29 protein-coding genes are annotated in these 22190 nt (G+C 40.0%); all 29 read right to left on the bottom strand.

Translation table 11 applies throughout. The features are described from left to right. Position 1: 1 nt before the first annotated feature. On the bottom strand, positions 2 to 826 hold the full coding sequence (locus ACFTRD_RS08445) for a carbohydrate ABC transporter permease (RefSeq protein ID WP_379378773.1): 825 nt from the start codon (positions 824 to 826) through the stop codon (positions 2 to 4). Next, complete coding sequence (locus ACFTRD_RS08440) at positions 826 to 1731, bottom strand: carbohydrate ABC transporter permease (RefSeq protein WP_379378771.1); 906 nt, start codon at positions 1729 to 1731, stop codon at positions 826 to 828. Before ACFTRD_RS08440 ends, ACFTRD_RS08445 begins: the two co-directional genes overlap by 1 nt. A 92-nt stretch (positions 1732 to 1823) precedes the next feature. Beyond that, the gene (locus ACFTRD_RS08435; RefSeq protein WP_379378769.1) at positions 1824 to 3095 is read right to left on the bottom strand and encodes an ABC transporter substrate-binding protein; all 1272 of its coding nucleotides are present in this window, start codon (positions 3093 to 3095) and stop codon (positions 1824 to 1826) included. 22 nt (positions 3096 to 3117) lie between these two features. Next, positions 3118 to 3999 carry a helix-turn-helix domain-containing protein gene (locus ACFTRD_RS08430; RefSeq protein ID WP_379378767.1) on the bottom strand — a complete coding sequence of 294 codons (882 nt, stop codon included), beginning with the start codon at positions 3997 to 3999 and terminating at the stop codon, positions 3118 to 3120. Positions 4000 to 4318: 319 nt separating this feature from the next. After that, complete coding sequence (locus ACFTRD_RS08425) at positions 4319 to 5785, bottom strand: amidase family protein (protein WP_379378765.1); 1467 nt, start codon at positions 5783 to 5785, stop codon at positions 4319 to 4321. A 58-nt stretch (positions 5786 to 5843) separates the two neighbouring features. Then, complete coding sequence (locus ACFTRD_RS08420) at positions 5844 to 6365, bottom strand: DinB family protein (protein ID WP_379378764.1); 522 nt, start codon at positions 6363 to 6365, stop codon at positions 5844 to 5846. 35 nt (positions 6366 to 6400) lie between these two features. Continuing rightward, on the bottom strand, positions 6401 to 7339 hold the full coding sequence (locus ACFTRD_RS08415; protein ID WP_379378762.1) for a GNAT family N-acetyltransferase: 939 nt from the start codon (positions 7337 to 7339) through the stop codon (positions 6401 to 6403). A 70-nt stretch (positions 7340 to 7409) separates the two neighbouring features. Next, a complete protein-coding gene (locus ACFTRD_RS08410; protein ID WP_379381238.1) occupies positions 7410 to 7913 on the bottom strand; it encodes an alpha/beta hydrolase in 504 nt (167 codons plus the stop codon). Between the two features lie 18 nt (positions 7914 to 7931). Continuing rightward, a complete protein-coding gene (locus ACFTRD_RS08405) occupies positions 7932 to 8468 on the bottom strand; it encodes an alpha/beta hydrolase (protein WP_379378760.1) in 537 nt (178 codons plus the stop codon). Between the two features lie 586 nt (positions 8469 to 9054). Then, the gene (gene cysK / locus ACFTRD_RS08400) at positions 9055 to 9990 is read right to left on the bottom strand and encodes a cysteine synthase A (protein WP_379378758.1); all 936 of its coding nucleotides are present in this window, start codon (positions 9988 to 9990) and stop codon (positions 9055 to 9057) included. Between the two features lie 173 nt (positions 9991 to 10163). Continuing rightward, positions 10164 to 10640 (bottom strand): GNAT family N-acetyltransferase, encoded by a 477-nt coding sequence (locus ACFTRD_RS08395; protein WP_379378756.1) that lies wholly within the window; start codon positions 10638 to 10640, stop codon positions 10164 to 10166. Between the two features lie 60 nt (positions 10641 to 10700). Further along, positions 10701 to 11255, bottom strand: a complete 555-nt coding sequence (locus tag ACFTRD_RS08390) for a GNAT family N-acetyltransferase (RefSeq protein WP_379378754.1) — start codon at positions 11253 to 11255, stop codon at positions 10701 to 10703. Between the two features lie 135 nt (positions 11256 to 11390). Next, positions 11391 to 12455, bottom strand: a complete 1065-nt coding sequence (locus tag ACFTRD_RS08385) for a polysaccharide deacetylase family protein (protein ID WP_379378752.1) — start codon at positions 12453 to 12455, stop codon at positions 11391 to 11393. Between the two features lie 403 nt (positions 12456 to 12858). Next, positions 12859 to 13395 (bottom strand): GNAT family N-acetyltransferase, encoded by a 537-nt coding sequence (locus tag ACFTRD_RS08380; protein WP_379378750.1) that lies wholly within the window; start codon positions 13393 to 13395, stop codon positions 12859 to 12861. Positions 13396 to 13564: 169 nt separating this feature from the next. Then, entirely contained in the window at positions 13565 to 13933 is a 369-nt protein-coding gene (locus tag ACFTRD_RS08375; RefSeq protein ID WP_379378748.1) for an NIPSNAP family protein, read from the bottom strand. 21 nt (positions 13934 to 13954) lie between these two features. Continuing rightward, positions 13955 to 14461, bottom strand: a complete 507-nt coding sequence (locus ACFTRD_RS08370; RefSeq protein ID WP_379378746.1) for a GNAT family N-acetyltransferase — start codon at positions 14459 to 14461, stop codon at positions 13955 to 13957. Next, on the bottom strand, positions 14452 to 15249 hold the full coding sequence (locus ACFTRD_RS08365) for a phosphotransferase (RefSeq protein WP_379378744.1): 798 nt from the start codon (positions 15247 to 15249) through the stop codon (positions 14452 to 14454). The genes ACFTRD_RS08370 and ACFTRD_RS08365 overlap by 10 nt, the downstream gene beginning before the upstream one ends. Before the next feature lie 12 nt (positions 15250 to 15261). Further along, positions 15262 to 15540: a hypothetical protein gene (locus ACFTRD_RS08360; RefSeq protein ID WP_379378742.1), complete on the bottom strand. Its 279-nt coding sequence runs from the start codon at positions 15538 to 15540 to the stop codon at positions 15262 to 15264. 26 nt (positions 15541 to 15566) lie between these two features. After that, on the bottom strand, positions 15567 to 16373 hold the full coding sequence (locus ACFTRD_RS08355; RefSeq protein ID WP_379378740.1) for a GNAT family N-acetyltransferase: 807 nt from the start codon (positions 16371 to 16373) through the stop codon (positions 15567 to 15569). Positions 16374 to 16429: 56 nt separating this feature from the next. Beyond that, positions 16430 to 17302, bottom strand: coding sequence for a hypothetical protein (locus tag ACFTRD_RS08350; protein WP_379378738.1), 873 nt, complete (start codon positions 17300 to 17302; stop codon positions 16430 to 16432). A gap of 29 nt (positions 17303 to 17331) precedes the next feature. Next, entirely contained in the window at positions 17332 to 17886 is a 555-nt protein-coding gene (locus tag ACFTRD_RS08345) for a GNAT family N-acetyltransferase (RefSeq protein WP_379378736.1), read from the bottom strand. 58 nt (positions 17887 to 17944) lie between these two features. Then, positions 17945 to 18406: a GNAT family N-acetyltransferase gene (locus ACFTRD_RS08340; RefSeq protein ID WP_379378734.1), complete on the bottom strand. Its 462-nt coding sequence runs from the start codon at positions 18404 to 18406 to the stop codon at positions 17945 to 17947. Further along, complete coding sequence (locus ACFTRD_RS08335; RefSeq protein ID WP_379378732.1) at positions 18403 to 18555, bottom strand: NUDIX hydrolase; 153 nt, start codon at positions 18553 to 18555, stop codon at positions 18403 to 18405. The genes ACFTRD_RS08340 and ACFTRD_RS08335 overlap by 4 nt, the downstream gene beginning before the upstream one ends. A gap of 18 nt (positions 18556 to 18573) precedes the next feature. Beyond that, positions 18574 to 18975 (bottom strand): NUDIX hydrolase, encoded by a 402-nt coding sequence (locus ACFTRD_RS08330; RefSeq protein WP_379378730.1) that lies wholly within the window; start codon positions 18973 to 18975, stop codon positions 18574 to 18576. 132 nt (positions 18976 to 19107) lie between these two features. Then, positions 19108 to 19986: a class I SAM-dependent methyltransferase gene (locus tag ACFTRD_RS08325; RefSeq protein ID WP_379378728.1), complete on the bottom strand. Its 879-nt coding sequence runs from the start codon at positions 19984 to 19986 to the stop codon at positions 19108 to 19110. A gap of 75 nt (positions 19987 to 20061) precedes the next feature. Continuing rightward, a complete protein-coding gene (locus ACFTRD_RS08320; RefSeq protein WP_379378726.1) occupies positions 20062 to 20493 on the bottom strand; it encodes a GNAT family N-acetyltransferase in 432 nt (143 codons plus the stop codon). A 34-nt stretch (positions 20494 to 20527) separates the two neighbouring features. Next, positions 20528 to 20950, bottom strand: coding sequence for a DUF1801 domain-containing protein (locus ACFTRD_RS08315; RefSeq protein ID WP_379378724.1), 423 nt, complete (start codon positions 20948 to 20950; stop codon positions 20528 to 20530). Positions 20951 to 21214: 264 nt separating this feature from the next. After that, positions 21215 to 21637 carry a GNAT family N-acetyltransferase gene (locus ACFTRD_RS08310; RefSeq protein ID WP_379378722.1) on the bottom strand — a complete coding sequence of 141 codons (423 nt, stop codon included), beginning with the start codon at positions 21635 to 21637 and terminating at the stop codon, positions 21215 to 21217. Between the two features lie 15 nt (positions 21638 to 21652). Next, on the bottom strand, positions 21653 to 22138 hold the full coding sequence (locus tag ACFTRD_RS08305) for an NUDIX hydrolase (RefSeq protein ID WP_379378720.1): 486 nt from the start codon (positions 22136 to 22138) through the stop codon (positions 21653 to 21655). Positions 22139 to 22190: the final 52 nt, after the last annotated feature.

The following is a 22190-nucleotide window of genomic DNA, read 5'->3' as shown; positions in this document are numbered from 1 at the left end:
CTCATCCTTTCATCCCTGAAGTAATCATACCGCTGACAAAATAACGCTGGAAAACCATAAAAACAATCAGTACCGGAAGCATCGTGATTACGGACATGGCCAGGAGGCTGCCCCAATCTACGTTGTATTCACCAATAAAATTAGAGAGTGCAAGCTGGATCGTATATTTGGAAGGATCACTAATAGCGATTAGCGGCCATACAAAATCATCCCATCTCCACATGAAGGAGAAGATCGCGAGTACTGCCAGAATAGGCTTCGCTATGGGAAGAATAATGCTCCAGTAAATTTTCCATTCGCCTGCTCCATCCATCCGGGCAGCTTCCAGCAGCTCGTCCGGCACCGTCAGCAAATACTGCCGCATAAGGAATACACCTGTCGGGGTTGCTGCGGGCGGGATAATAATCGCGAGCAGGCTATTATATAACCCAAGTGCGCTCAGTACTTTGAATATGGGGATCATAATAACCTCAATCGGAATCATAAGCGTTGAGATAAAAGCAATTAATATGATCGAGCTTCCGCGGAAGCGATACTTTGCGAGTGCAAAGCCTGCCATGGAATTGATCAGCAACAGCAGCAGCGTTGAGCTCAGAGTTACGATGGTACTATTCATAAAATACAAGCCAAAATTACCTTTTCTGAATGCCTCCTTGAAATGCTCGAAGGTCACTGGCTGCGGCCACAACTTGGGAGGAAAGCTGTACAGATCGCTATTCGTTTTCAGGGCAGAAATCACGACCCACAGAACAGGCAGGAGCCACAACACTGCGGCCACACTTAACATACTGTAGATGACGATTTTGACCAGAGGCTTCATCACCATCAGACAGCCCCTCCTTTCGATAGACGGAATTGCAGCGCCGAGAATCCTCCAATGAGGATAAACAGCATCACTGACATGGCGCTGGCGAGGCCAAGCTCCTGCCTGTTAAAGCCAATCTCATAAATGTATTGAACAATATACGTGGTTTCCTTGCCCGGCCCACCGCCTGTAAGCGCAAACATAAGTGGAAAGGCCTTGAACGCGTCAATCAGACACAGCATAACCACGAGTAAGCTTGTAGGTTTCAAAAGTGGGAGGGTAATATAGCGAAACACCTTGGTTCCCGTTGCCCCATCCAAGCGGGCAGCCTCATAGTAGTCTGTAGGTATGGCCTGCAAGCCCGCGATAAAAATGACCATGAAAAAGCCCGCACGTGACCATACAGTGGCGATAATTACAGCCGTATTTGCCCAGGCAGACGAGGTTAGAAAGCCGACTGGCTCCACACCTGCCATCGTTAGCAGATGATTCAGAATGCCAAATGAATCCCCAAAAATCCATTTCCAGGTCAAACCTACGATGATGTAAGAAATCATGGTCGGCCAGTAAAATATGGCCCTGAAGAAACCGCGCATTCTAATTTCGCGTGCAAGAAGCAAAGCAATGCCTAATGCCGCTGCATAAATTAGCGGGACAACAATCGCCGCATATATTCCCGTTCGTCCGATTGTTGACCAAAATTCCTGATCCCTCATAATCTTGATATAATTGTCCAGCCCGTTGAACTTCATCGGGTTCAATCCATCATAGACATGGAAAGAATAGTACAGACCCAATAAAGAGGGAAAGACGATAAAAATTCCAAAGATCAGGAGGTTGGGAAGTATAAACAGATAAGGAGCGATGACGAGCTTCCTGTTCTGTCTTGCCAGCGTTTTATTGTTTGATCGTTGTCCTTCACTCATCTGCTTGCCCCTTCCTTATGCGTTAATCGAAAGGGAGGCCTAACAGGAATCGGTAAGCCCCCGTGTGTGAATAAACAATATGGCTTTACGTTTTATTGACTATCAATAGCTTCATTAATCTGCTTGGCCGTCCGATCCAATGCTTCCTGCGGAGTTGCCTTGTCTGACAGAACGTCCATAATATTATTTTTCAAATCCGTTGAAATTTTGGATATAAGCGTTTGCTTAGACCAGTCATTAGCTGCAAGAGGCGAACTGTTCTTCAATTCATCCGAGAAAATCTCAAACATCTCCTTGCCAAATTCATAATTCAGCACAGAGCTGTCCTTCCGTGGACTCATAAACAACGACTCCTGATTATATTTGGAATTTACTTCTTTGGACGTTAAATATTCAATAAATTCTGCCGCCTCCTGCTCATAACCACTGCCTTTGAATGCCATGAGAAACTTCCCACCCGGCACGGAAGAACGTTGTGTTCCTTTTGGCATATAAGTGACGCCCCATTCGAAATCGGTGATATCCTTGTAATTGCTGATCATCCAGTTGCCAGCCCAGTGGGTAGCTACCGTCCCGGAACGGAACAGGTTGTTCGGGTTCTCCCCTCCAAGCCATACCGACTCAGGCATAATCCCATCTTGATGAAGCTGCTTGAACATTTCCATAGAACGGATTCCGGCTTCATTGTTAATCGCTGCCGCACTGCCATCCTCCGTTAAGATGCTTCCACCATTCTGGTACAGAAGAGTGGACCATCTATGCGGAGTGACATCCCATACCATGCCATATCGTGCTCCACCTTTGTCCATAACCTCTTTTAATGCAGCGATATATTCCTCCCACGTCCATACCTGATCGGGAGAAGTAGGTACCTTGACTCCTGCTTTATCAAATAAGGTTTTGTTATAGATAAGTCCATTCGCTGTGACATCCATAGGCGCAGCTACCAGTTTGTCATTCATAACATAGTAAGGTTTGAGAGAGTCGATAAATTGATCCTCGAATTGATCAGCATTGTCCACGTAGGGTGTAAGGTCAACGGCCTGATTAGCAAAAGATCCCGTATCCGTGACCCGACTCAGAGCAGGCGGCTTTCCGCCAGATAACATTGTTTTCAATTTGGTTTGGATATCCTTGAAGCCCACCTCAATCAGATTGATTTTAACCTTGGTATGGGTCTGCTCGTAATCTTTAATAATTTCCTTAATCACTTCTCCTTCATTCCCGTCAGAGAACCACAAGAAATCAAGAGTTGCTTGTTTTCCATTGGCACTTGTACCTGAATTCCCGCAAGCAGTCAGCACGATGAGCATCATGATCATTAGTACGCTGGTGCTAAGCTTAAACGTTGTTCTTTTTGTCATATCAACATCTCCTTGAGAGGGATTAATGATTTTTGGCTTCGTTAAGCAATTCATTTTTACGGAACAACTGTGGCGATACACCCACATATTGTTTAAAGGCCCTGCTAAAATATACAGGTGTGTTAAAGCCCAGTGTCTCTGATATGGACAAAATCGGTGCATCCGTAGACAGCAACAATTTTTTGGCTTCTGCTACCCTTTTGCGTATTACATAATTGCTTATGGTATATCCCGTCGTCTCTTTGAAAGAATGACAAATGTAGTATTTGTTCAAATGGAGTGTTTTGGACAAGTCATCCAAAGAAACATTCTCCGTGTAATTCTGGTTTAAATAATGAAGAACCCGGCTTACGCTTGTCTGCTTCTGGGAAGAAAATAGAAGATGATTGACGGATCGCTCACTGGTCGTTTTCCGGTAAATCCGCAGGAGCAATTGGGTAAGGCTCAATTTGACCATTGTTTTATAACCTGTATTTCGCGCATCCATCTCCTCCTTGATCCCCTTAAATATACCTGTGATGTATTCACGCTCCTCCAGGGACCAATGCACCAATAATCCATTGGGATGACGGAATATGGACATCAGATTATCCAATTGACTGATATCAAGCATGTCCATAAGCAATAATTCCGTAAAATTGACAAAACTTCGCTTGTATACGATTTCTCTTGAAGGATTAATCCGGTGCGGCACTCCCCCTCTGAATATAAACATATCTCCAGGCAGCGGCTTATAGATTCGGTCACCGATTAAAAAGGTCGCATCTCCTTGGATAAAATAATGAATCTCATACCCATTATGCGTATGAACAGGCCATTCATCCTGAAAATTATCTGCTTCTGATCGCACATAAACTTCATTTTCCTGCAAAGCAATATTCGTCGGGGTGTGTATGGTTAACATCAATAAAGATCTCCCTTCTCAGAATATAAAAAGCAATATAGTTTAATAATTTACAATGATAGCGCTTTACAATGAATTGTATCACAGTTATTTCGATCTAATCTGAACAATATTGCTGTATTCTTGATCACAATTGTTGAAAATGATTAAAACGGATTTCATACAAACTAAATGCTGGAAACAAAAAAACCGCTGTACAGCCCCTAGGCTATCACGCGGTCCATTAGCAAACATTTTTGAAAAGCATCTTTTAATAATTTGGAGGGATTAGCTGCATATATTCTTCCACTTTAACGTTAGTTGCTAGACGTCTTTTAAGTTATAAGTTCGGCTTTTTTCTATGAGCTGTTAACTGTTCAAAGGCAAAGGCAAAACGAATCAGCACTGATTCACTAAAGGCTTTACCTGCAAATGTGATTCCAAATGGCCTTCCACTTTCTTTATATCCTGCAGGTACAGCGATCGATGGATACCCGGCCCTTGCACAAAGATCGGCACCAACGTAAGAAGGGAAAACAATGGCGTCCAGTCCAAAGTTATGTAAAGCATAATCTATGCCATTATTTTGCGAATGATATAGATCCGTTATTAACTCCAAGATGTAATTCGAATTATTTAATGGATTATCCAATTGTTCTCTATGTTCGAGAAGGTTTTGCCCATATTTTAAAGCCCTTTCTGCATTTTGCTTGTTCCATTCGACTAATTCACTGAGGGTATGCGCAGGTAAATGTGATGGAAGACTTTGCAGATAATGTTCCACGCTATGCTTAAATTCATTATTCAACTTGTTCCACTCCCACTTCCGGTCAGACGATGGGATGTCTATATCTTCAATAATATTAGCCCCAGCTTCTTTGATCTGGATTACAGCGTTCTCAAATAGAACTTCATCATATTCTTCGTTATCACGATATCGTGTAAGGGGGGCTTTTCTGAAGATTCCTATATTTGCATTTTTCAATCCATTGAGGTCTAAACATGTGGTGTAGTCTACAGAAGATTGGGGATTTCTCCAAGTAGCCGGATCATCCTCGTCTCTTCCTGAAAGTATCCCTAATAGGATTGCTGCGTCTGTAACAGTCCTTGCCATTGGACCAGCAGTGTCTTGGGAGTGTGAGAACGGTATTATTCCAGCACGACTTATTAAACCCACAGTTGGCTTTATACCAGCAATAGAGTTCTGAATGGATGGACTTAATATGGAACCAGATGTTTCCGTTCCTACGGAAACCATCGTAAAGTTAGCAGCAACCGCAGCAGCGGAACCTGTGCTTGAACCCCCTGGAAAAAAATCGCCATAAGGATTCAAAACTTGTCCACCTCTAGCGCTGTACCCTGCCCACATCTCCGAAGACATGCCATTTGCCCATTCTGTCATATTCGTTTTTCCAAGTATGATTGCTCCAGCTTCCCTTAGTTTAGTCACAAGAAAAGAATCCTTAGAACTAATATGGGTTTCCAAAGCCAGTGCTCCTGCCGTTGTATGCATTCCATCCTTTGTTTCTATGTTATCTTTCAACAGAACCGGAATCCCGTGTAGAAGTCCTCTGGGTCCCACTGATTTCCTTTCAGCATCCAAGGCCTCTGCAATAAAAATCGCATCCGGGTTTATTTCCAGCACGGAATTAATCTTTGGCCCATTTTGGTCATATTGTGCAATACGATACAAGTAATACATAACCAGGTCTCTTGAGCAAAGCTCCCCCTTTTCCATGGCAGCTTGTATTTCAAATATCGTGTTTTCTTCAACATTAACAGGGTTCAGTCCAGATAAATTTCCCATACCCTCACCTCTTCTTTGTACCTTAAAATTATTCACTATATCGCTTTCTCATCGTTCTTTAGTGAGCTTCATGATACCATCTTCGAAGTTGATTAATGTGAGCTTGGTGATAACGACTGTGGTCAGCGATATGCCATATGCCCCAGCGTATGGTCGCCTGCTTCTCATTCTTATGTCCAAAAGTGACAATCCTCGCTAAATCATCATCCGTTAATTGTGCACACGCGTCCTTTAACATGGTTATGACACCTTCATATGTCGACATAAGTGTACACAAAGATATTCTTTGAACCATCGGAAGTCTGCCATTTTCATCAATCATGGGCCCATGTTGCTCTTTTAAGGCCTGAGGAAGTGGTAGGCCATTTATTCGATAAACCCAATTCAGATCGACGTAGGTGATATGTTTTATTAATTGAGCGGTACTATTGAAGTTGTTATTAGGTCCTTTATAATCAATTTCTTCTAGCGACATACCGTCCGTAATTCGTTGGAGTCGTTGGCTATTTTCTTTCACCGCAGCATATAACAACCCAACAACAGGTGACATATTGGCTTCGCCTTTTATGTCGTAAAGCATCGTAACTCCTCCCTTCATACAATCCAGGATGGTAACTATTTATTTGCAGGAATATACATCGTTTGTATCTCTTGAACGCCAGGAACAAATCCAAGATTAAAATAGACTGATTCGGCATCATTGCCTTCCATGACATATAACCTTAGAACTGGATATTTGTCTTTAAGTTCAGTCAGGGCTCTTTGCAACATACGTGTAGCAAGTCCTTTTCCTCTGTAAGCGGGGTTGACTCCGATGCTGTATACTGCTGCTTGATTGTCCTGCAAACAAAGCCGACAGTTGGCTACGAGCTGTCCTGTAACCTTATCATATACAAGTGTAGAAGCTTGAGTTAAGTGATCATTGGTATAATGGATTTCTTCGTTCGGAATATAATCTTCCAAAGATGTCTTCTTTCTGCGCAAGGCTTCGAAACCGCCTACAAAGCTGTCAAAGTCACACTGAGCGATTTCATCTTCATTAATGTATTGCTTAACCCCCGTTTCATTCTCAATAATTACGGGGCTCTTAATTATAAGATCACGATCCCAATGCACGTTGAAATAATCTGTAGGGCGCTGCATCCAGCGGCATCTGAACTCATCTGGCCAGAATCCAGCCCTCGTAAATAAATGTACTTGATCGGGGAGAATTTCATATATCTTGATACGTTGAGTTGGATCAGACCATGTTATGAGTAGTCTTTTAAGAAGCTTTAGTACCTCAAATGATTCATTGAATGGGGGAATAAAGAATAGATGATATAACGTATTGGGTGCCATCCTTACCCCACCGATTTTTGATTCTCCTTTATAAATCCAAAAAGAGTTATTCCGCGAAACATTGAATCTTTCCTCTCTAAAAAATCCAATATAGGCCATATTATAATAGACAGAACAATATACTCCCCATTCTTCGGGCTCAGCCTTTTGAATGGAATATTCATTTGATAAATCGTAAGAGCCGCTTTCCTCGGACCAATGATTGAATTCCACGTGTCATTCCTCCTCATCAATGCTATCTACCTCTAATGCGTGTAAGATCTAACCCTTCCAAGTACCCTCCTTAAATAACATGTCCTTTACTATTTACTTGATCAATTCCATCATTAATCTTATTTTTCAGCAGTTTATGAAATTTATTTTCTTCCTTCTTTAAATGCTCCTCAAGAAAAGCAGAGATATACTTATTAATAGTGGAATGCTTGTGTTCTATCCCATCTTCGTTGTAATGTATTGGGATATCGCTAAAAGTCATATGATGAGCACCGTTTAGTTTAATGAATGAACTATTCAGATCACTCGAGTTAAACAAAGACTGATATCCACTCAGTAACAAAGATAATAGATCTGGAGAGATTTCATTTTCCAGTTCTTCAAACGAGCATTTCTCTTGTCGAGCTACCAATAACGGAACAGATACTCCCTCTTCCTTACTCGTCGTCATTAAATGGAAACTAGGATCTAATAGAATACTAGCCTTAATTCTCTTTTCTCTTTTCAACAATTCATAAGCAGCTGCCCCACCTAATGAATGACCGATGATCCCCATTTTATTTACATCGACTATGGCCCTAAGATCCTTATCTTAATCCAAGACCTCATCTAAATTTTTCAAAACCCAACTCATATCTTCAACTCTAAGCTTCAATAATTGTTTCCAAGAATGAATATCTACACTGTCTATTTCGGATATCTCTTTGGATTGCTGGACAAAGCGACCGTCAGGAAAAATTGAAAATATGGATTCATGAGTGGCACCTATGGTAATGACAACAAATCCGCACTCCACTAAATGTTCTACACAAAAGGAATACATATCCCTAACTACACCAAAAGCCGGAGCTATAAAAATAATGGGACAGTTTCTAGCAATAATATCAATTCTCTCATCATTATGTATTTTTGTATCCAGATTACGAATATAATCCTTATCCACGCCCATATTAGAGAGCATATCAACATCTAAAGAGATATTAGGTTCAAATAACGAAATATACTTTGATTCATGTTCCACGGGATTGGAAGGATAGTATATACTAATGAGCACTTCCCTGGTTTCCTGACTTATCGGATCATTACGTGACTCATCCTTAAAAACAAAAACCTTTCTTCCAACTGTCATCGCGTTCACCCTTATACGATTTTACGTCACTACAACGTATGCAGATCGAATTGAATATACGCTGCCATGACTTCATTGAGTAGCCTTCTTCATTGTTTAACTAACTCTTCAGGCATTATCCAAAATTGATTCGTTTCTTTTATATATTTTAAATGAATGGTTTTTTGTTCACCTTCCTCGAGTCGTTTGTAACTTGTGCCCATACTGAAGATACTTCTTCCTGGGATGAATTGCAGTCCTCCCACTCGTCTATTATGATGAACTACGAAATATTCGTTAGCTTCTATTTCACTCCCCTCAACAAGGGTATTGGAAGTCTTATTTACCTAACTCTACACTCGTTCGATCAAGGACGATATATTGATTCAATATTAAATATAACCCGATGATTCCGAATAAAATGACTGATAAAACAACTACTATTTTTCGCTTAAACTTCACTTAACCTACCTCCAAAACCCATGTCAATTTCCGGGAAGTATTGCGTATTACGTTTGTGAATGCATACCCTCAAAGTTTATATTCTTCATAGAATCGGGAACGATGCGATTAAATGGTGTGGTGTGGGTATCTTATAACGTGCACCTTATGCTTCTGGATAGAGGTCTGTAGATAAATATCGTTCCCCTGTATCCGGGAATAAAACAACTATATTTTTATTTTTGTATTCTGATCTCTTTGCAATCTGTAAAGCGGCATATGCTGCTGCCCCTGATGAAATACCGACTAATAATCCTTCAGATTTAGCTAAATAGCGGGCTGTTTCAAATGCATCTGCATTTTTCACCTGGACGATCTCATCCACTACAGATCTATTGAAATTGTCGGGAACAAAACCGGCGCCAATTCCTTGAATGGTATGCACTCCTTTAGTTCCTCCAGAAAGTACCGGGGAATCCGAAGGCTCTACAGCTATAATTTTCACATCTTCTTTTCTTTGTTTAAGTACTTCTCCAACCCCAGATATCGTTCCACCTGTACCCACTCCACCAATAAAAATATCCACTTGACCTTCAGTATCTCTCCAAATCTCTTCTGCAGTTGTTACCTTATGTACTTGTGGATTTGCTGGATTTTTAAACTGTTGAGGTATAAATGAGTTAGGGATTGTAGCCGCAATTTCTTCAGCCTTTTTGATAGCTCCAGACATTCCTTCTGTGGCAGGTGTAAGGACTAGTTCTGCTCCCAGAGCAATCAACAGCTTCCTACGTTCAACACTGAAACTCTCAGGTAGCGTAATGATTAATCTATATCCTAATGCTGCAGCTGCGAAAGCAAGTCCCACACCTGTATTCCCACTCGTCGGTTCTATTATCACTGAATTTTGGTTAATTGCCCCTCTCTCTTCAGCGTCTTTAATCATTCCATATCCGATTCTATCTTTTACACTGCCTGCTGGATTAAAGTATTCCAATTTGGCAATGATTCTCGCATCAACTTGGTGTTTTTTCGCAAAATTAGAAAGCTTCAATAGTGGTGTATTTCCAATCAGATCTGTGAGATTCTTCGCGATATTAGTCATGATTATACCTCCAAAACATAATCCCAACTAAAATAGTTGGTTTTAATAGTCACATTATCATGTGTGGTAAAAAAATACAACTGTTGAACTTTTACTTTATGACACAGGGAAGCAAGAGTTAATAGACTGAGCGTGAAACCTGTGTTATAAAATCCCCTCTCTAAAGATAGAAATTAAAGTTCCAATACAGTTATGAGCTCCTCGTGGCACACTTCACCATTTTCATGGAATCCAAAGCTCTCATATAGCTTTTTGGCAGCCAAGTTATCAGGACTATATGGAATCCAGCAATAACGTGCAGAACCAGCTGGAAAAGTTCGAATAAACCCCAAAATTTTCTTTAATGCTTCCCGGCCATAGCCTAAGTTCTGGTGCTGCTGGTCAATCATCAATCGCAAAATACAATAGCCATTATCAGCAATGACAGGAAGATCATAACCCGTGATTCCATAAGTTATCATAACAAAACCTACGGGTTGTTCATCTGCGTAAATCGCAAGCGGGAATGGGGTGCCACCATTGGTTGCCAGGACATAACACGATGCTACACTTGAAAGGTTTGAAGCAACATATTGTCGCTGTTCTTCTGAAACTTCCAAGTTAAATATAGAACGTCTGTTATCTAGTGTTATTTTTCTGAGCGTAATCATGTGTATTCTCTCCTCAACAAACATCATAGTTTAAGCGATTTCATGATGATACCCCTTACCTTACTTGATCATCTTCCTCATATATAAAGCGATTTCATCATTTTGGCTAGGATTATTAGAATATAGAGATACATCGATTCCTTCAATCTGATAACCACATTGCAAGTAAAAATGAATTGCCGGAACATTGGTATTCTGGGTTTCTAACGTTACAGCTCTGAATCCTTTTTCCTGAGCAAGCTCATACACTTTATCAATCAGCAGCCTGCCATATCCTTTTCTTATGTATTTTGCATTCACCTGAAGATGCCATATCATCAGCGTATTATTCCAATGTTGTGGTTCTGCAATGGCAAGCGCTATTAGTCTACCATCCATAAATAGTCCGTAAGAAAAACCCAGTTGTATGATTTCTGCATAGCGTTTCAAATCGTCTGTACTGTTTAACTCTTCTTTCACGTAGATGTCATCCAAGTTGATTAAGGTTAATTGCATACTAAAGGAACCTTGTGTCACTACTTTGGTAAGCTCATATTTTTGAGTGGATTGATATCCAAAGCTTCCAAGCTGAAGCCAATCTTCCTGGGATAGATTCTCTATTCTTTTGATCTCCATGACGTCACCCCATCGTTTCCCGATTTGGAAAATGTTCAATAACTGTCACAATATCTCATAAATCCCGCCGGGTCAACCCGACGGGATCTTGTTAGATGACTTTATTACTTTATCCAGCAATCGGCCTCAAAATGATTAGTTGATTTCCAGGTAATCCATATACACATCCCATGTCCCATCATCGGCTGTCACAACAAGCTGAATCTCCTGATTTCCGGTTCCATGGCTGACATTATTGAGTGTATACACCGCGGGGCTGTTTCCCCCGAAGTAAAAGGTTCCCTTCGTTTGACCGCCGATCTTCAGGTCAACTCTCGCCATATTGGAATTGCTTGAAGCACCACGAAGTGAGAAATTATGAGTGCCGCTTGCAAAATATTGCGTGTATTTCACCAGATCGTTATTGGCGTACAAAACAACTCCGTTAAATGGCGAGCTGATATTTCCGGTATACTGGCCACCTTTGGTCATATTCTCGGCTTCCACTTTCGTTCCGGTGTTTGGAGGATTGGTCGTACCTCCATCAGGCGCAACCGCTCGTCCGGTAGTCGATGAGATCATGCCGGAGCAAAGGCCACGATTTTTCAAGTTTTGTGCAATCTGCGGAATGGCCTGAAGAGTCGTCTGGTACTGATCATGCATTAGAATGACATCCCCACTTTGCATTGTGTTAACAGCCGCTACAATCTGGGCTGCGCTTGCGCCATTCCAGTCCTGGGAATCTACATTCCACAGTACTTCCTTAAGACCGTTTTGGCTCACAACGGATTTTAAGGTTGCATTCGTCGCTCCGTAAGGCGGTCTGAACAACGTAGGGGAGGTTCCGGTAACCGACTGAATCGTCTGCTGTGTCCGCGTAATCTCTGATGACATCTGAGAACTGTTTAAATTCGTCATATTGGGATGTGTATAGGAGTGGTTGCCGATCCACATGCCCGCGGCTGCCTGTGCACTAACCAGAGATTTATTATTTTGCGCGTTTTGCCCAACGTTGAACATGGTTGCCCGCAGGCCAGCCTGCTTCAATGCGTTAAGTATGTTTGTTGTATTGCCGGATGGACCATCGTCGAAGGTCAGACCCACATAACCGTTCGGACAGCTTGCATCTGCGGCAAGAGCGTCAGGCACCGCCGGAATGGAAAAGAATGTACCGAAGAGTGCAATAGACATTACTGCCTTTATTAGTTTTGCTTTGAACATTATAAATACCTCCTCTTCATTCAATGACAATATAGTTGTTCGCGTCACTCCCAACCGCTTCAACTCTCTCTGCTACATTAGGGAATCTGACCTCCTCTCTTTTTAATTTTTCAAAACCCTTAAAAAAGCGCTTTCATAAAAGTGAATGCCGTCTTTCTATTTCCGTAGATGAGAGCAATCTTTTCCAAGTAAATCCAGTATAAACGACAGATCGATTTAAAGTAAATTGAATTTTATCCAAAATGTTCTAAAATCACTCTTTTGCGATTCATGCCCCTTGATACCTCTGACCTTATGGAGATGGATCGCTCAGCCCTGAAGCCTCTTCTCCTTTTTGGCAGACCAAGGGGCGAGAGTTTGGATCGGGAAATCATTTTTCAGAAATCCATTTCTTAAAAAGTTGCTATGTCGCAACCACTTGGTTCATCTCTTCACTTGCCACAAAGTCAGAACGATCCACGTAATACAAATCATAAATTTGTTCCGTATGGTTTATCAAAGTATACACTTCGTGGTATATATCATTTGCTAATTTGACATACGGCAACTTTCCAACCGCTTTCTTGGATCGAATGTTTTGTTTTCGAATTTTAAGAAATACCGTTTCAATTTCACGTTGCAGAAACAACTCAGCAAAAAAGGCTTCCTTTGCTCGTTGATTGTAACCTTTTCCAAAATAAGGGGCTCCAATCCATGTCGCAAGAAAACCTGTCTTATTATCCATGTGATATAGATCAATGGTTCCAATGGGATGTCCAAGTTCATTAAGGATCGTTCTGGAAATACATGTGTTTTGCTCTTCTTCATCGATTACCTGTTTGGTTGCAAATACATATTCTTCGTAAGATCGGCACTTATGACGAACGTATGGAAAAACAGCGGGGTCCACCATCAAATCATACAGTGAGTGGCATTCGTGCAAGTCTCGTTTTTTCAACATGTTAACGACCACCTAGTCCTTTTAGTTCGCTGTGTCAAACAAACTAAGTATATAAAAGGACTTGTGGAATTTAATGAATTCTACATGGCTTTTATGTAAAATTCATCATAGAATTTTTTCCCATACGGCTCCATTCTGGTGAACTAAAAAGGGGCTAATTTTTTACGTATTAGTTACATAATGTCTTTAAAATTGTCTTCTCTCTGTCAACTGTCGATGCGAAGAACTCTTGCTTTATATCTGTTCGAAATACTTCCTTATATCGATTTCTTCCAATTTGATCAAAACGTTCTTGTATTCGCATGACATGTTCGTTGTCAGACTTGATCTTCTGCTCAATCTCTTCATACTGTTCGAACGTATCGTATTCCCACATCGCAAAAATCTCACTGGTTTCATCGTCAACAGACGTATGCCATCTTCCAATCAGTCTGGCTCCATACTTTAGTTGTGAAGGTAATAGAATATCATTAAATAAAGCATTAAACTCTTCTACGAATGAAGAAGCTACAATATATGTTTTCCTCCGATATATCATCACTGCACCTCTATCGTTAAATTAAAAAACGAATCGATATACAATTTCATCATCATATACGTCTCCGGTCTCACAAAACCCCATTTTTTCATAAAGCTTTCTGGCACCTTCATTATCTGCACATACCGTTAAATTCAAACACTTGCTATGGACATAGTTCTCTCTAATATATTTAATTACAGAATCTATAGTCGCTTTTCCATATCCCTTACCTTGATAGTTTACATCGATCATAAAACCATTTAACCAATAGGACCAAGCTGTTGTTTCATCAACTGTGATCATGACAAAACCAACTAAGATGTTCTCCGTATTATATATGCAAAATGGCAGATACTTGTACGCATCACCGTCTGGACGAATGTACACTTTTGCCAGAGACACAGCTACTGATGGGACATAATGATTTTGATTGGTTTGAACTTGTAAGTTTAACGCATCTCTCCAGTTTTCTCTTGTGGTGGGTATTAATCTGATCACAATAATATCACTCGTTCCGTTTCGTTTTTTTATTTCAATTAACTCCAATCACCGAAATGTTTCTCAAGGAACTTTACTTCGTTCTCATAGTGAGTCAAATGACCCTCTTCAATCATTTTGATAAAAGCAATTTCCCCAGATGCCGCCCGATCAGATAATGTGGTACACATGAAATGAATTCGAGAAATCACCCACTCCTTCAAATCTGCCGGCACATCCATACCATAAGAATTAAAAAATAACGCTATACGTCTTTTCCGCTCAGATGCATGATCCTGTTTATTATAGGGAACGACTTCCCTTTCAACTTCACTCGGTGAAAAACCTGCTAGTGGGACAGAGGTATACAAGCTGTAAACGATATCCCACAGACGCGGACCAGGCCCTGCCATGTCAAAATCAATGATTCCTACAGGGTGTCGATCTTTAAATACAATGTTGTATAATGCAAAATCATTATGGCAAACTACTTCTTCCTTTGAAAATATCTTTGGGCAGTTATTTAAAGAAATCGTAGATGTCACAAATTCGACTGTAGCATCATGATAGCTTTTTAAAAGCTTCGCTACTATGTCTAAGGTCTCATCAGACCACATATAACCTTCAATTTCTGGATAGTCATTTCCCGGAACCACACCATCCAGGTAAGAAAGGATCTCTCTGCCCTGCTCATCTACTCCCAAATATTTGGGAGAATGGGCATAACCCACCTTTTCGAGGTGCATTAGCAATTCATATACATATGGATTCGGTATAGCGTCACGCCGAACTGTGCTCCCTACCTTTACAACCTTATTCACATTGCCTCCGTTTAGGGCTTCCTCATGTTCCGGCAAAATGTACTCCTCCTATGGTCGGCTTTGGTTGTATCTATTGGTTTTATCCTTTCTGGTACTCCCTGGGAACCCAGCAACCAATAATACAAATCCGACGAAAAATAAGAAATATACGAGTATACCCGTAAAACCATTATCACTCGCTGGGATTAACTCACGTGCTTTTCCACCTGAAGCATAACCAGCTTCTACTATGGCTGTGGATATTCTCACCGAAATTCTATCTAGGGTTGAAATAAAAACGCTGCTAACCATCAGAACCGCACCCAGGATTTTATTTGTATTGTTCATGAGCTGCCTCCTATTCAATCTGGTTCTTATCTTTCAGACCACGTTGTTCGGATATATCCCAACTTCATTCCAACATGCTCCATATTCCGATGGCTTTGAGATAAAAATGAGCATTGCCCTACCACCAGATTACACTCCTTATTCAAGGCTTCCGTTATTCTTCTATTCAAAAGCTGCTGATGTACACCTTGTTTCCTAAACTCAGGTAATGTTGCTGCAAAGGTTAAGGATGCCTTTTGATTTTTAATAAACAGAACACTTACCGCTGCTGGGATATCATCGACATATGCAATGTAAAACTTCCACCCTGGACGATGATAAAGAACCTTATTATTCTGGGCGACATAAGGGATACCGTCATCCGACAAACCGGTCCCCCTGCAATGGATAGTTGCATATAACTCGAATTGATCCTCTTCAAGCTCTTGAATTCGGATATGATCTGAGTGATTCTTTTTTTCTTCCGGTTTGATGATCAGGGATGAATGAAATCCCGATGCATACATGCCTAAGTCGGTTAATCGTTTCAAGAAGTTCTGATCCACCACTGATGGAATGACTTCGAACTGAACCTTTCGATCTCGCTGTCTATAAAAATCGGTGATAGCATCCATGTGTTCCAGATCATTATTTGTTAAGCCCTTCACCGTATTAAAAGCAGGCCAAGGCATGGTCTTACTGTAGAAACAGATGGCATTTCCAAATTGCTGAATCTCAATGCCTTCCGGATTGTTGTCCCGACCCTGTACAGCAAGCATCCGATCTGTCATATAATCAATTTCCGAGAGTTCAATTTCTTTAATCAAATCTAAGGATGGAATCAGTGTATACATATCTTACCTCCAATAATAGTACGCGAATTTCATTTTAACTGACTCAAAATACTTCATTACATTTGCCTGTACTTAATAATGGTTAGATGCCCCCACTCCCTATACAATTGCTCTTTAGAGAGTATCTTCCACGGGTTGAATATCGTTTGCCCATCTTTATTGAAATATAGCTCTTCTCCCAGGTGATACGCTGCATGTTGAATGATCCCATTCTCATCTGTCCACGTGACAACGTCCCCTTGATGTAATTCGTCAGTTTGTAACTCCTCATAATGATACTGTTTTAATTTCTCAAGAAAGGTTTTTTGATGCAGCCATTCATAGATAAACCACTCTTGTTTCCCTTTGGAGATTGCAAACACAACTGCTGCGAGGCAATTTGCACCTTGGGAATGGGCAAACGAATTGGCATATGGCATTAGAAAATCAGGTAGCGAGTCAGGCGGCTGCTCACATTCCCCTTTATCCCACCATTCGTAAACCATTGTCGTAAGGATCTGTTCTTTACATGAAAGGTCCAGCTTTTCCCACATGAAGCGTTGAAGGACAACATGTCCATCCATCAAATAGCTATCAGGTATATCCGCCAAATCATCTACAAATGAAAGTGGGAAAACAAGCCCTCTTCCCATTTGTAGTTGTGCATTTAATAAAAATCGTTTCATATCTTCAGGAATGGTTTCTATCCATTCTTTTTCAGCAATAATTACGAAATCAGCATTCTTTATATTCCAGTACTCATAACCATTCACATAATTCACTTGCCTATATGTGCTGTGGTTATAGAAATCCTCTTTTGGCATTAATAGTACATCAATAAAGTCAATTCCGTAATCAAGATGTTCTTTGGATAGGAAAAACAAATCTTTTTCCGGCACATAACAATCTATCCATGAATGTAAAACCTTTTTACTCGGCTTAATATTCAATATGTATTCCTCCGCGTTGGGTTTGAAATTTATTCTTTCACTTTATTTCTCACTACTCCGTAGTAGATCAGATCCTCATAACGGTCTTCTTTCCTGACATGATCCATCAGTACCCCTTCCTTGTTCATGCCAATCTTCTGCATTACTTGTCCGGATGCCGGGTTAGAAGCAAAGTATCGCGCATATACCTTATGATATTTTTTCACATCAAAGGCGAAGTCTAACATGGCTTTAGCAGCTTCCGTTGCATACCCTTTTCCCCAAAACGGCTGGCCCACCCAATAAGATAATTCACCGTTATCGTAACGATATTGATTAGATAATGCTATTGCCCCGTATAAAGCACCTGTTTCCCTATCACAAATAGCAAATTCATATAATTTATCCGCATTAAAATTTTCGTTATGGTGTTCTATCCAAGACAATGCACAATCTAATGTATATGGGTAAGGTAATGTGAGTGTACTCTTATATATGTTGTAGTCATTACATAGTCTGGTAACGGTTTCAGCATCCGATTCTGTGAATAATCTTAACAGTAATCTCTCAGTGGTGATCGTTCTATTGAGATCGTCGTACACCATACTATCCCACCTTTTTATTAAAATGGATCATTGTACCTTCAAAATGACTGATATCTACTTAATTCAATTTTATTTTATATACCATTTCACCATCTTGATTTTCCAATTCCTGATCAATAAATCCGATCTTCTCATATAATGCTCTTGCATGAGCATTACTTTTTTCTACGGTTAGTGAGATATTTTGACACTGTGGATGCTTTTCCTGAATACATTCAAGTATCATATAAAGTGATTGGCTTCCTAATCCTTTCCCTTGATAGTCCTTATCTATTTGAAATCCTCCAATCCAATAATTATCAATACTTTCGGGGGTGTAGGATAAATAGAAAAAACCAAAAGCCTTATCACCTTCACGCAAAAGATATGGATCAAAAGCTGCATCCCAAGGCTTAACGTAGGCATATGCTAAAGACTCAATGACCGTTGGTACAAGATTTACTTGCGTCTCAAGTAAAGATATCGCGATCGCTTCTTCCCAATTCGTTTTATCAATTGGTTCTATAACAATTGAATTCATTCAAATATCCCTTTCGTTTGCCGAATTGTTCCACCAACGGTTTCCCAACTTCCTGCGGCAACTTTATCTGCATCTGAACGTTTTAATATCAATACCCGGCCTTTATTTTCAATGACTCCCTTAACCACAACAACGATGTTGTCTTTCAAGATACCTTCACCCATATGTTATTCAGAGAACTCAACTAAAATGGGATGTGTGCTCTCATCCAATGCTTTGTGAATTCTCTCCTTAAAATTCCCCCAGGTTATCATTTCATCGGCTTGTTCTAGTGTAAAGAACCCAACCTCATCACTTTCAATACTTGTCGTTAGAGTTCCTCCAATCGGTTTTCCAGTGAATATATTGTTACATACTCCCCGCGTAGTATTCTGATATAGGCCACAAAACTTAATAAGTTCAATATCAATGCCAGTCTCTTCCTTCACCTCTCGAATAGCTGCTTGTGTGATGGTCTCGCCTTCTTCCACACAGCCTTGAGGCATTTCCCAGCCTCTTCGCCCCTTCATAAGTAAGATTTCATCGTTCTCATTAAGGACAATCACACTTGCAGACACAATAAATTTCATTTAAAGTCCTCCTTTTCATGTTTTAGATTTTATAATTTCCAAGTAAAAAACAGGCTACCTTTAAACAAAAGACCCTATGCAATTCGACGAGCAATAACCAAGTCAATCCGTGAACTTACAGTTCCCATTACCCTACCTTTGCACAGTTCCAAATGAAATCTTCATGCTGGATGCATAAGTCAACCAAGATTCATCATCAAATACTTTGGAGAATGTTAATTCAGCTTCATACTGTGCATTTGCTTCATTTTGTGTTAAGCCCCGCGTTGATAAGTTTTTGGTTACCTCTACTGAATCACCAGGGTCCTGGCCAATGCCTTCTTCTTTCAGTGAGTGATAGAGAATGTTTTTTCTGGCAGAGTCCATGTTTTGATCTAGAAAGTTGACCTTATCACTCATTCTACATTCCACATTGGCTAACCCTAATTGACTCATTATTATGGGCAATCGCATTCCAATATTTCCATCTTTACCTGTACCACTATGATCTTGTTCAAATAATCTCTGTAAAACGCCTAATTTAATGATTTCACTTTGTTTAACGCCTTCTATATAATAGTTCGCCATATTCCCGATCCAATGAGGTTCGAAACAAATGATTCTTCCCCCATCCAGCACACTTTCAATCATCTTTTCGAGTATTTTCACGGAGTCATCCATATGCAATAAAAAAGCATGACTCAATGCAATGTCATACTTCCGCTCCAATACAACGTCATCTATATCACAAGTAATAAATTCTGTATCAAAAGGAAGTTGGGAGAAATTCGCCTTAGCTTCATTGATTAATGTTTCACCCTTATCTATTCCAGTGTAGGTTGACCCTTTTGGTAACAAAGGGAGCAGTTTAAGACCCAAATAACCAAAACCACACCCATAATCGATAACGCTTACAGGTTTATCTATCTTCCAAACAAATTGCACTAAAAATCGCAGGTAATCATCATTGTAGTAGAGCCATCTCGTATTTTTCAGGTATTCGATTTGATTATCCCAATAATATTCAGACATTCGATTATGCTCCCTAGTGTTCATTAGAATTTGGCGTTTTCATATCATGTCCATGTATGCAAGACGTTTATTGGTTCATAGTTTCTTTTGAAGCAGTACTTCTTCCGTTTTGGTATAGTTTGATTTTTCGTATGTCTGTATTGCCATTTCATTTCTTTGGCCTGTCAGAATCTTCACACTGGTAACACCTCGTGCGCGGAGTTCATCTTCTATAAAAGCAATTAACAACGTAGCCAATCCTCTTCTCCGGGCAACTTCAGTAATATACATTTCGGTGATTTCCCCATGGAGACCTCGATAACAAAAAGATTTAAAATATTGAGCACAAGCAAATCCTACTGCCTGCCCGCCAATAACAGCTAGAGCAATCAGCTCATCCGATAAAGCAAGGCTATCTTTTACTTCCTCTATGGATGTACCTACTCCATTAAAAGCTTCATTAAGCTTTAGAAGAGCATCTGCGTCATTTGTGTTTGCCCATCTTATATCAATGTTCTTTTCTTTCATCGCGTAAACCTCCAATAATAACAGTGAACAGGAATTAATGACTCGGATAGGTTTCTTTCAAGAATTTGATGGATTGGTTAATTAAAGCTTGTAATACATCTAGATTGATATCTGCAACTTTATTGATGTATACACATGCTTTTCCTGTCGTATGTTTTCCAAAGTCTTTTAACAGATTCTCTCGCTCGGTATCACCTGTCGCAAAATACAAACTGATTTTTGCTTTTCGAGGAGAAAAGCCAACCAGTGGCGCATCACCTTCGTGACCAGATTCATATTTATAATGATAGGCGCCGAATCCAATAATACTCGGTCCCCACATCTTTGCTGTGTACCCTGTTGTTTCAGTGAAAATATCCAATAGTTGATACGCGTCTTCACGTTTTTTGGGACTATCAACACTTTCAATAAATTCAATGACACTGTTGTCTGTTTGTTTTGTTTTAAGTTTGTACATTGGTAACACCGCCCTTCATGTCTTTCGTAGCTTTAACACAAGGAAAAGACTTAATATCAGACCAACAATCAGAAACAATACCCATTGTTCGTAACTAAGGATTAGAATCAGTTCCCAAAAGCTTGCCGGCCCTGAGTTTGGTTTATCACTATAGGGATAGGCAAAAATAAGAGGTATTATTCCAAGGCCTATAGAAACTAATCCAATAATCAAAGAAAGAAAATTAAGAGCTCTCTTCAAAGATTTCACGCCCTCTTCCTCAGACTAGTTACCCCTTAAATAATCAGGAAGTCTTATCATGAAGCGTTCACTATTTCTATTAAATTGATATTGTTCATATAATTCATGTGCATCCAATGTTCCGAGTAACCCCATTAAATCACTAAAGCGATCCGATTGTGTTATCACTTCAATTAGTTTCTTACCGAGTCCTTTGCCTCTATATTCCTCATGAATAAAAACATCACAAAGCCAATACATTGTCGCATCATCTGTGACAACCCTTGCAAAACCAACTTGAATTGCTTCTTTATAAATCCCAAAACATATTGAAGAATGGATGGACTTCTCAATTTTTTCATCATTGGCCCAATAGCTTCTAGATAAGAAATTCTTTACTGCGGGTATGTCCAGAAGTTCTTTGTTATCACTGATAAGATATTCTCCATATATAAAATTAAAATCCATCAATCCCATCTCCCATCAAAATCCTTGATGATTCAGGTAATACTTAATTCCAGCACGATCAACATCGGAAAAAGCTAATGGATTCTCCATAAACAATTTATTCAGTTCCTTAATATCAATCCATTGAATATCTATTGTTTCGTCACCCGCTTCTAGCAGATCTCCACTTGCCTTACATCTAAAATAATATCCAACAGAATCAATTGGTCCCTTAATGGTTTGATAAGCAGCGAATGGTCGAAGACATTCCACTTCAAATTCAGGATTAATTCCAGTTGTATCAATTCTTGTTTCAGTTCCTTCAATTTCATACACATTTAATCCAGTTTCTTCTTTAACCTCTCTTACCAGAGCTTGGACCAACGATTCAAACGGTTCAATTCTACCTCCAGGAAGTTCAAACTGAAAAGAAGAGTCCGTCTTTGTTCTTCTTTGTATAACGACTTCGATAGCTTCATTATTAATTCTTTCAATGATAGCTCTTGAGTTAACATAGAACATCCAAACCAGTCCTTTATAAGGTTTAAATTTCCTTTATAGTGTTCATATCGTT

The sequence above is a fragment of the Paenibacillus sp. NPDC056933 genome, from assembly GCF_042674385.1.
In the GTDB taxonomy this organism is placed as follows: Bacteria; Bacillota; Bacilli; order Paenibacillales; family Paenibacillaceae; genus Paenibacillus.
This window is presented reverse-complemented; position numbering and strand designations above follow the sequence as displayed.

Coding starts and splice junctions, on each gene's coding strand:
- ACFTRD_RS08445 (WP_379378773.1), bottom strand. CDS start 826: ATGGTGATGAAGCCTCTGGTCAAAATCGTCATCTACAGTATGTTAAGT.
- ACFTRD_RS08440 (WP_379378771.1), bottom strand. CDS start 1,731: ATGAGTGAAGGACAACGATCAAACAATAAAACGCTGGCAAGACAGAAC.
- ACFTRD_RS08435 (WP_379378769.1), bottom strand. CDS start 3,095: ATGACAAAAAGAACAACGTTTAAGCTTAGCACCAGCGTACTAATGATC.
- ACFTRD_RS08430 (WP_379378767.1), bottom strand. CDS start 3,999: ATGTTAACCATACACACCCCGACGAATATTGCTTTGCAGGAAAATGAA.
- ACFTRD_RS08425 (WP_379378765.1), bottom strand. CDS start 5,785: ATGGGAAATTTATCTGGACTGAACCCTGTTAATGTTGAAGAAAACACG.
- ACFTRD_RS08420 (WP_379378764.1), bottom strand. CDS start 6,365: ATGCTTTACGACATAAAAGGCGAAGCCAATATGTCACCTGTTGTTGGG.
- ACFTRD_RS08405 (WP_379378760.1), bottom strand. CDS start 8,468: ATGACAGTTGGAAGAAAGGTTTTTGTTTTTAAGGATGAGTCACGTAAT.
- cysK (WP_379378758.1), bottom strand. CDS start 9,990: ATGACTAATATCGCGAAGAATCTCACAGATCTGATTGGAAATACACCA.
- ACFTRD_RS08395 (WP_379378756.1), bottom strand. CDS start 10,640: ATGATTACGCTCAGAAAAATAACACTAGATAACAGACGTTCTATATTT.
- ACFTRD_RS08390 (WP_379378754.1), bottom strand. CDS start 11,255: ATGGAGATCAAAAGAATAGAGAATCTATCCCAGGAAGATTGGCTTCAG.
- ACFTRD_RS08385 (WP_379378752.1), bottom strand. CDS start 12,455: ATGTTCAAAGCAAAACTAATAAAGGCAGTAATGTCTATTGCACTCTTC.
- ACFTRD_RS08380 (WP_379378750.1), bottom strand. CDS start 13,395: ATGTTGAAAAAACGAGACTTGCACGAATGCCACTCACTGTATGATTTG.
- ACFTRD_RS08375 (WP_379378748.1), bottom strand. CDS start 13,933: ATGATATATCGGAGGAAAACATATATTGTAGCTTCTTCATTCGTAGAA.
- ACFTRD_RS08360 (WP_379378742.1), bottom strand. CDS start 15,540: ATGAACAATACAAATAAAATCCTGGGTGCGGTTCTGATGGTTAGCAGC.
- ACFTRD_RS08355 (WP_379378740.1), bottom strand. CDS start 16,373: ATGTATACACTGATTCCATCCTTAGATTTGATTAAAGAAATTGAACTC.
- ACFTRD_RS08345 (WP_379378736.1), bottom strand. CDS start 17,886: ATGGTGTACGACGATCTCAATAGAACGATCACCACTGAGAGATTACTG.
- ACFTRD_RS08340 (WP_379378734.1), bottom strand. CDS start 18,406: ATGAATTCAATTGTTATAGAACCAATTGATAAAACGAATTGGGAAGAA.
- ACFTRD_RS08330 (WP_379378730.1), bottom strand. CDS start 18,975: ATGAAATTTATTGTGTCTGCAAGTGTGATTGTCCTTAATGAGAACGAT.
- ACFTRD_RS08325 (WP_379378728.1), bottom strand. CDS start 19,986: ATGTCTGAATATTATTGGGATAATCAAATCGAATACCTGAAAAATACG.
- ACFTRD_RS08320 (WP_379378726.1), bottom strand. CDS start 20,493: ATGAAAGAAAAGAACATTGATATAAGATGGGCAAACACAAATGACGCA.
- ACFTRD_RS08315 (WP_379378724.1), bottom strand. CDS start 20,950: ATGTACAAACTTAAAACAAAACAAACAGACAACAGTGTCATTGAATTT.
- ACFTRD_RS08310 (WP_379378722.1), bottom strand. CDS start 21,637: ATGGATTTTAATTTTATATATGGAGAATATCTTATCAGTGATAACAAA.
- ACFTRD_RS08305 (WP_379378720.1), bottom strand. CDS start 22,138: ATGTTCTATGTTAACTCAAGAGCTATCATTGAAAGAATTAATAATGAA.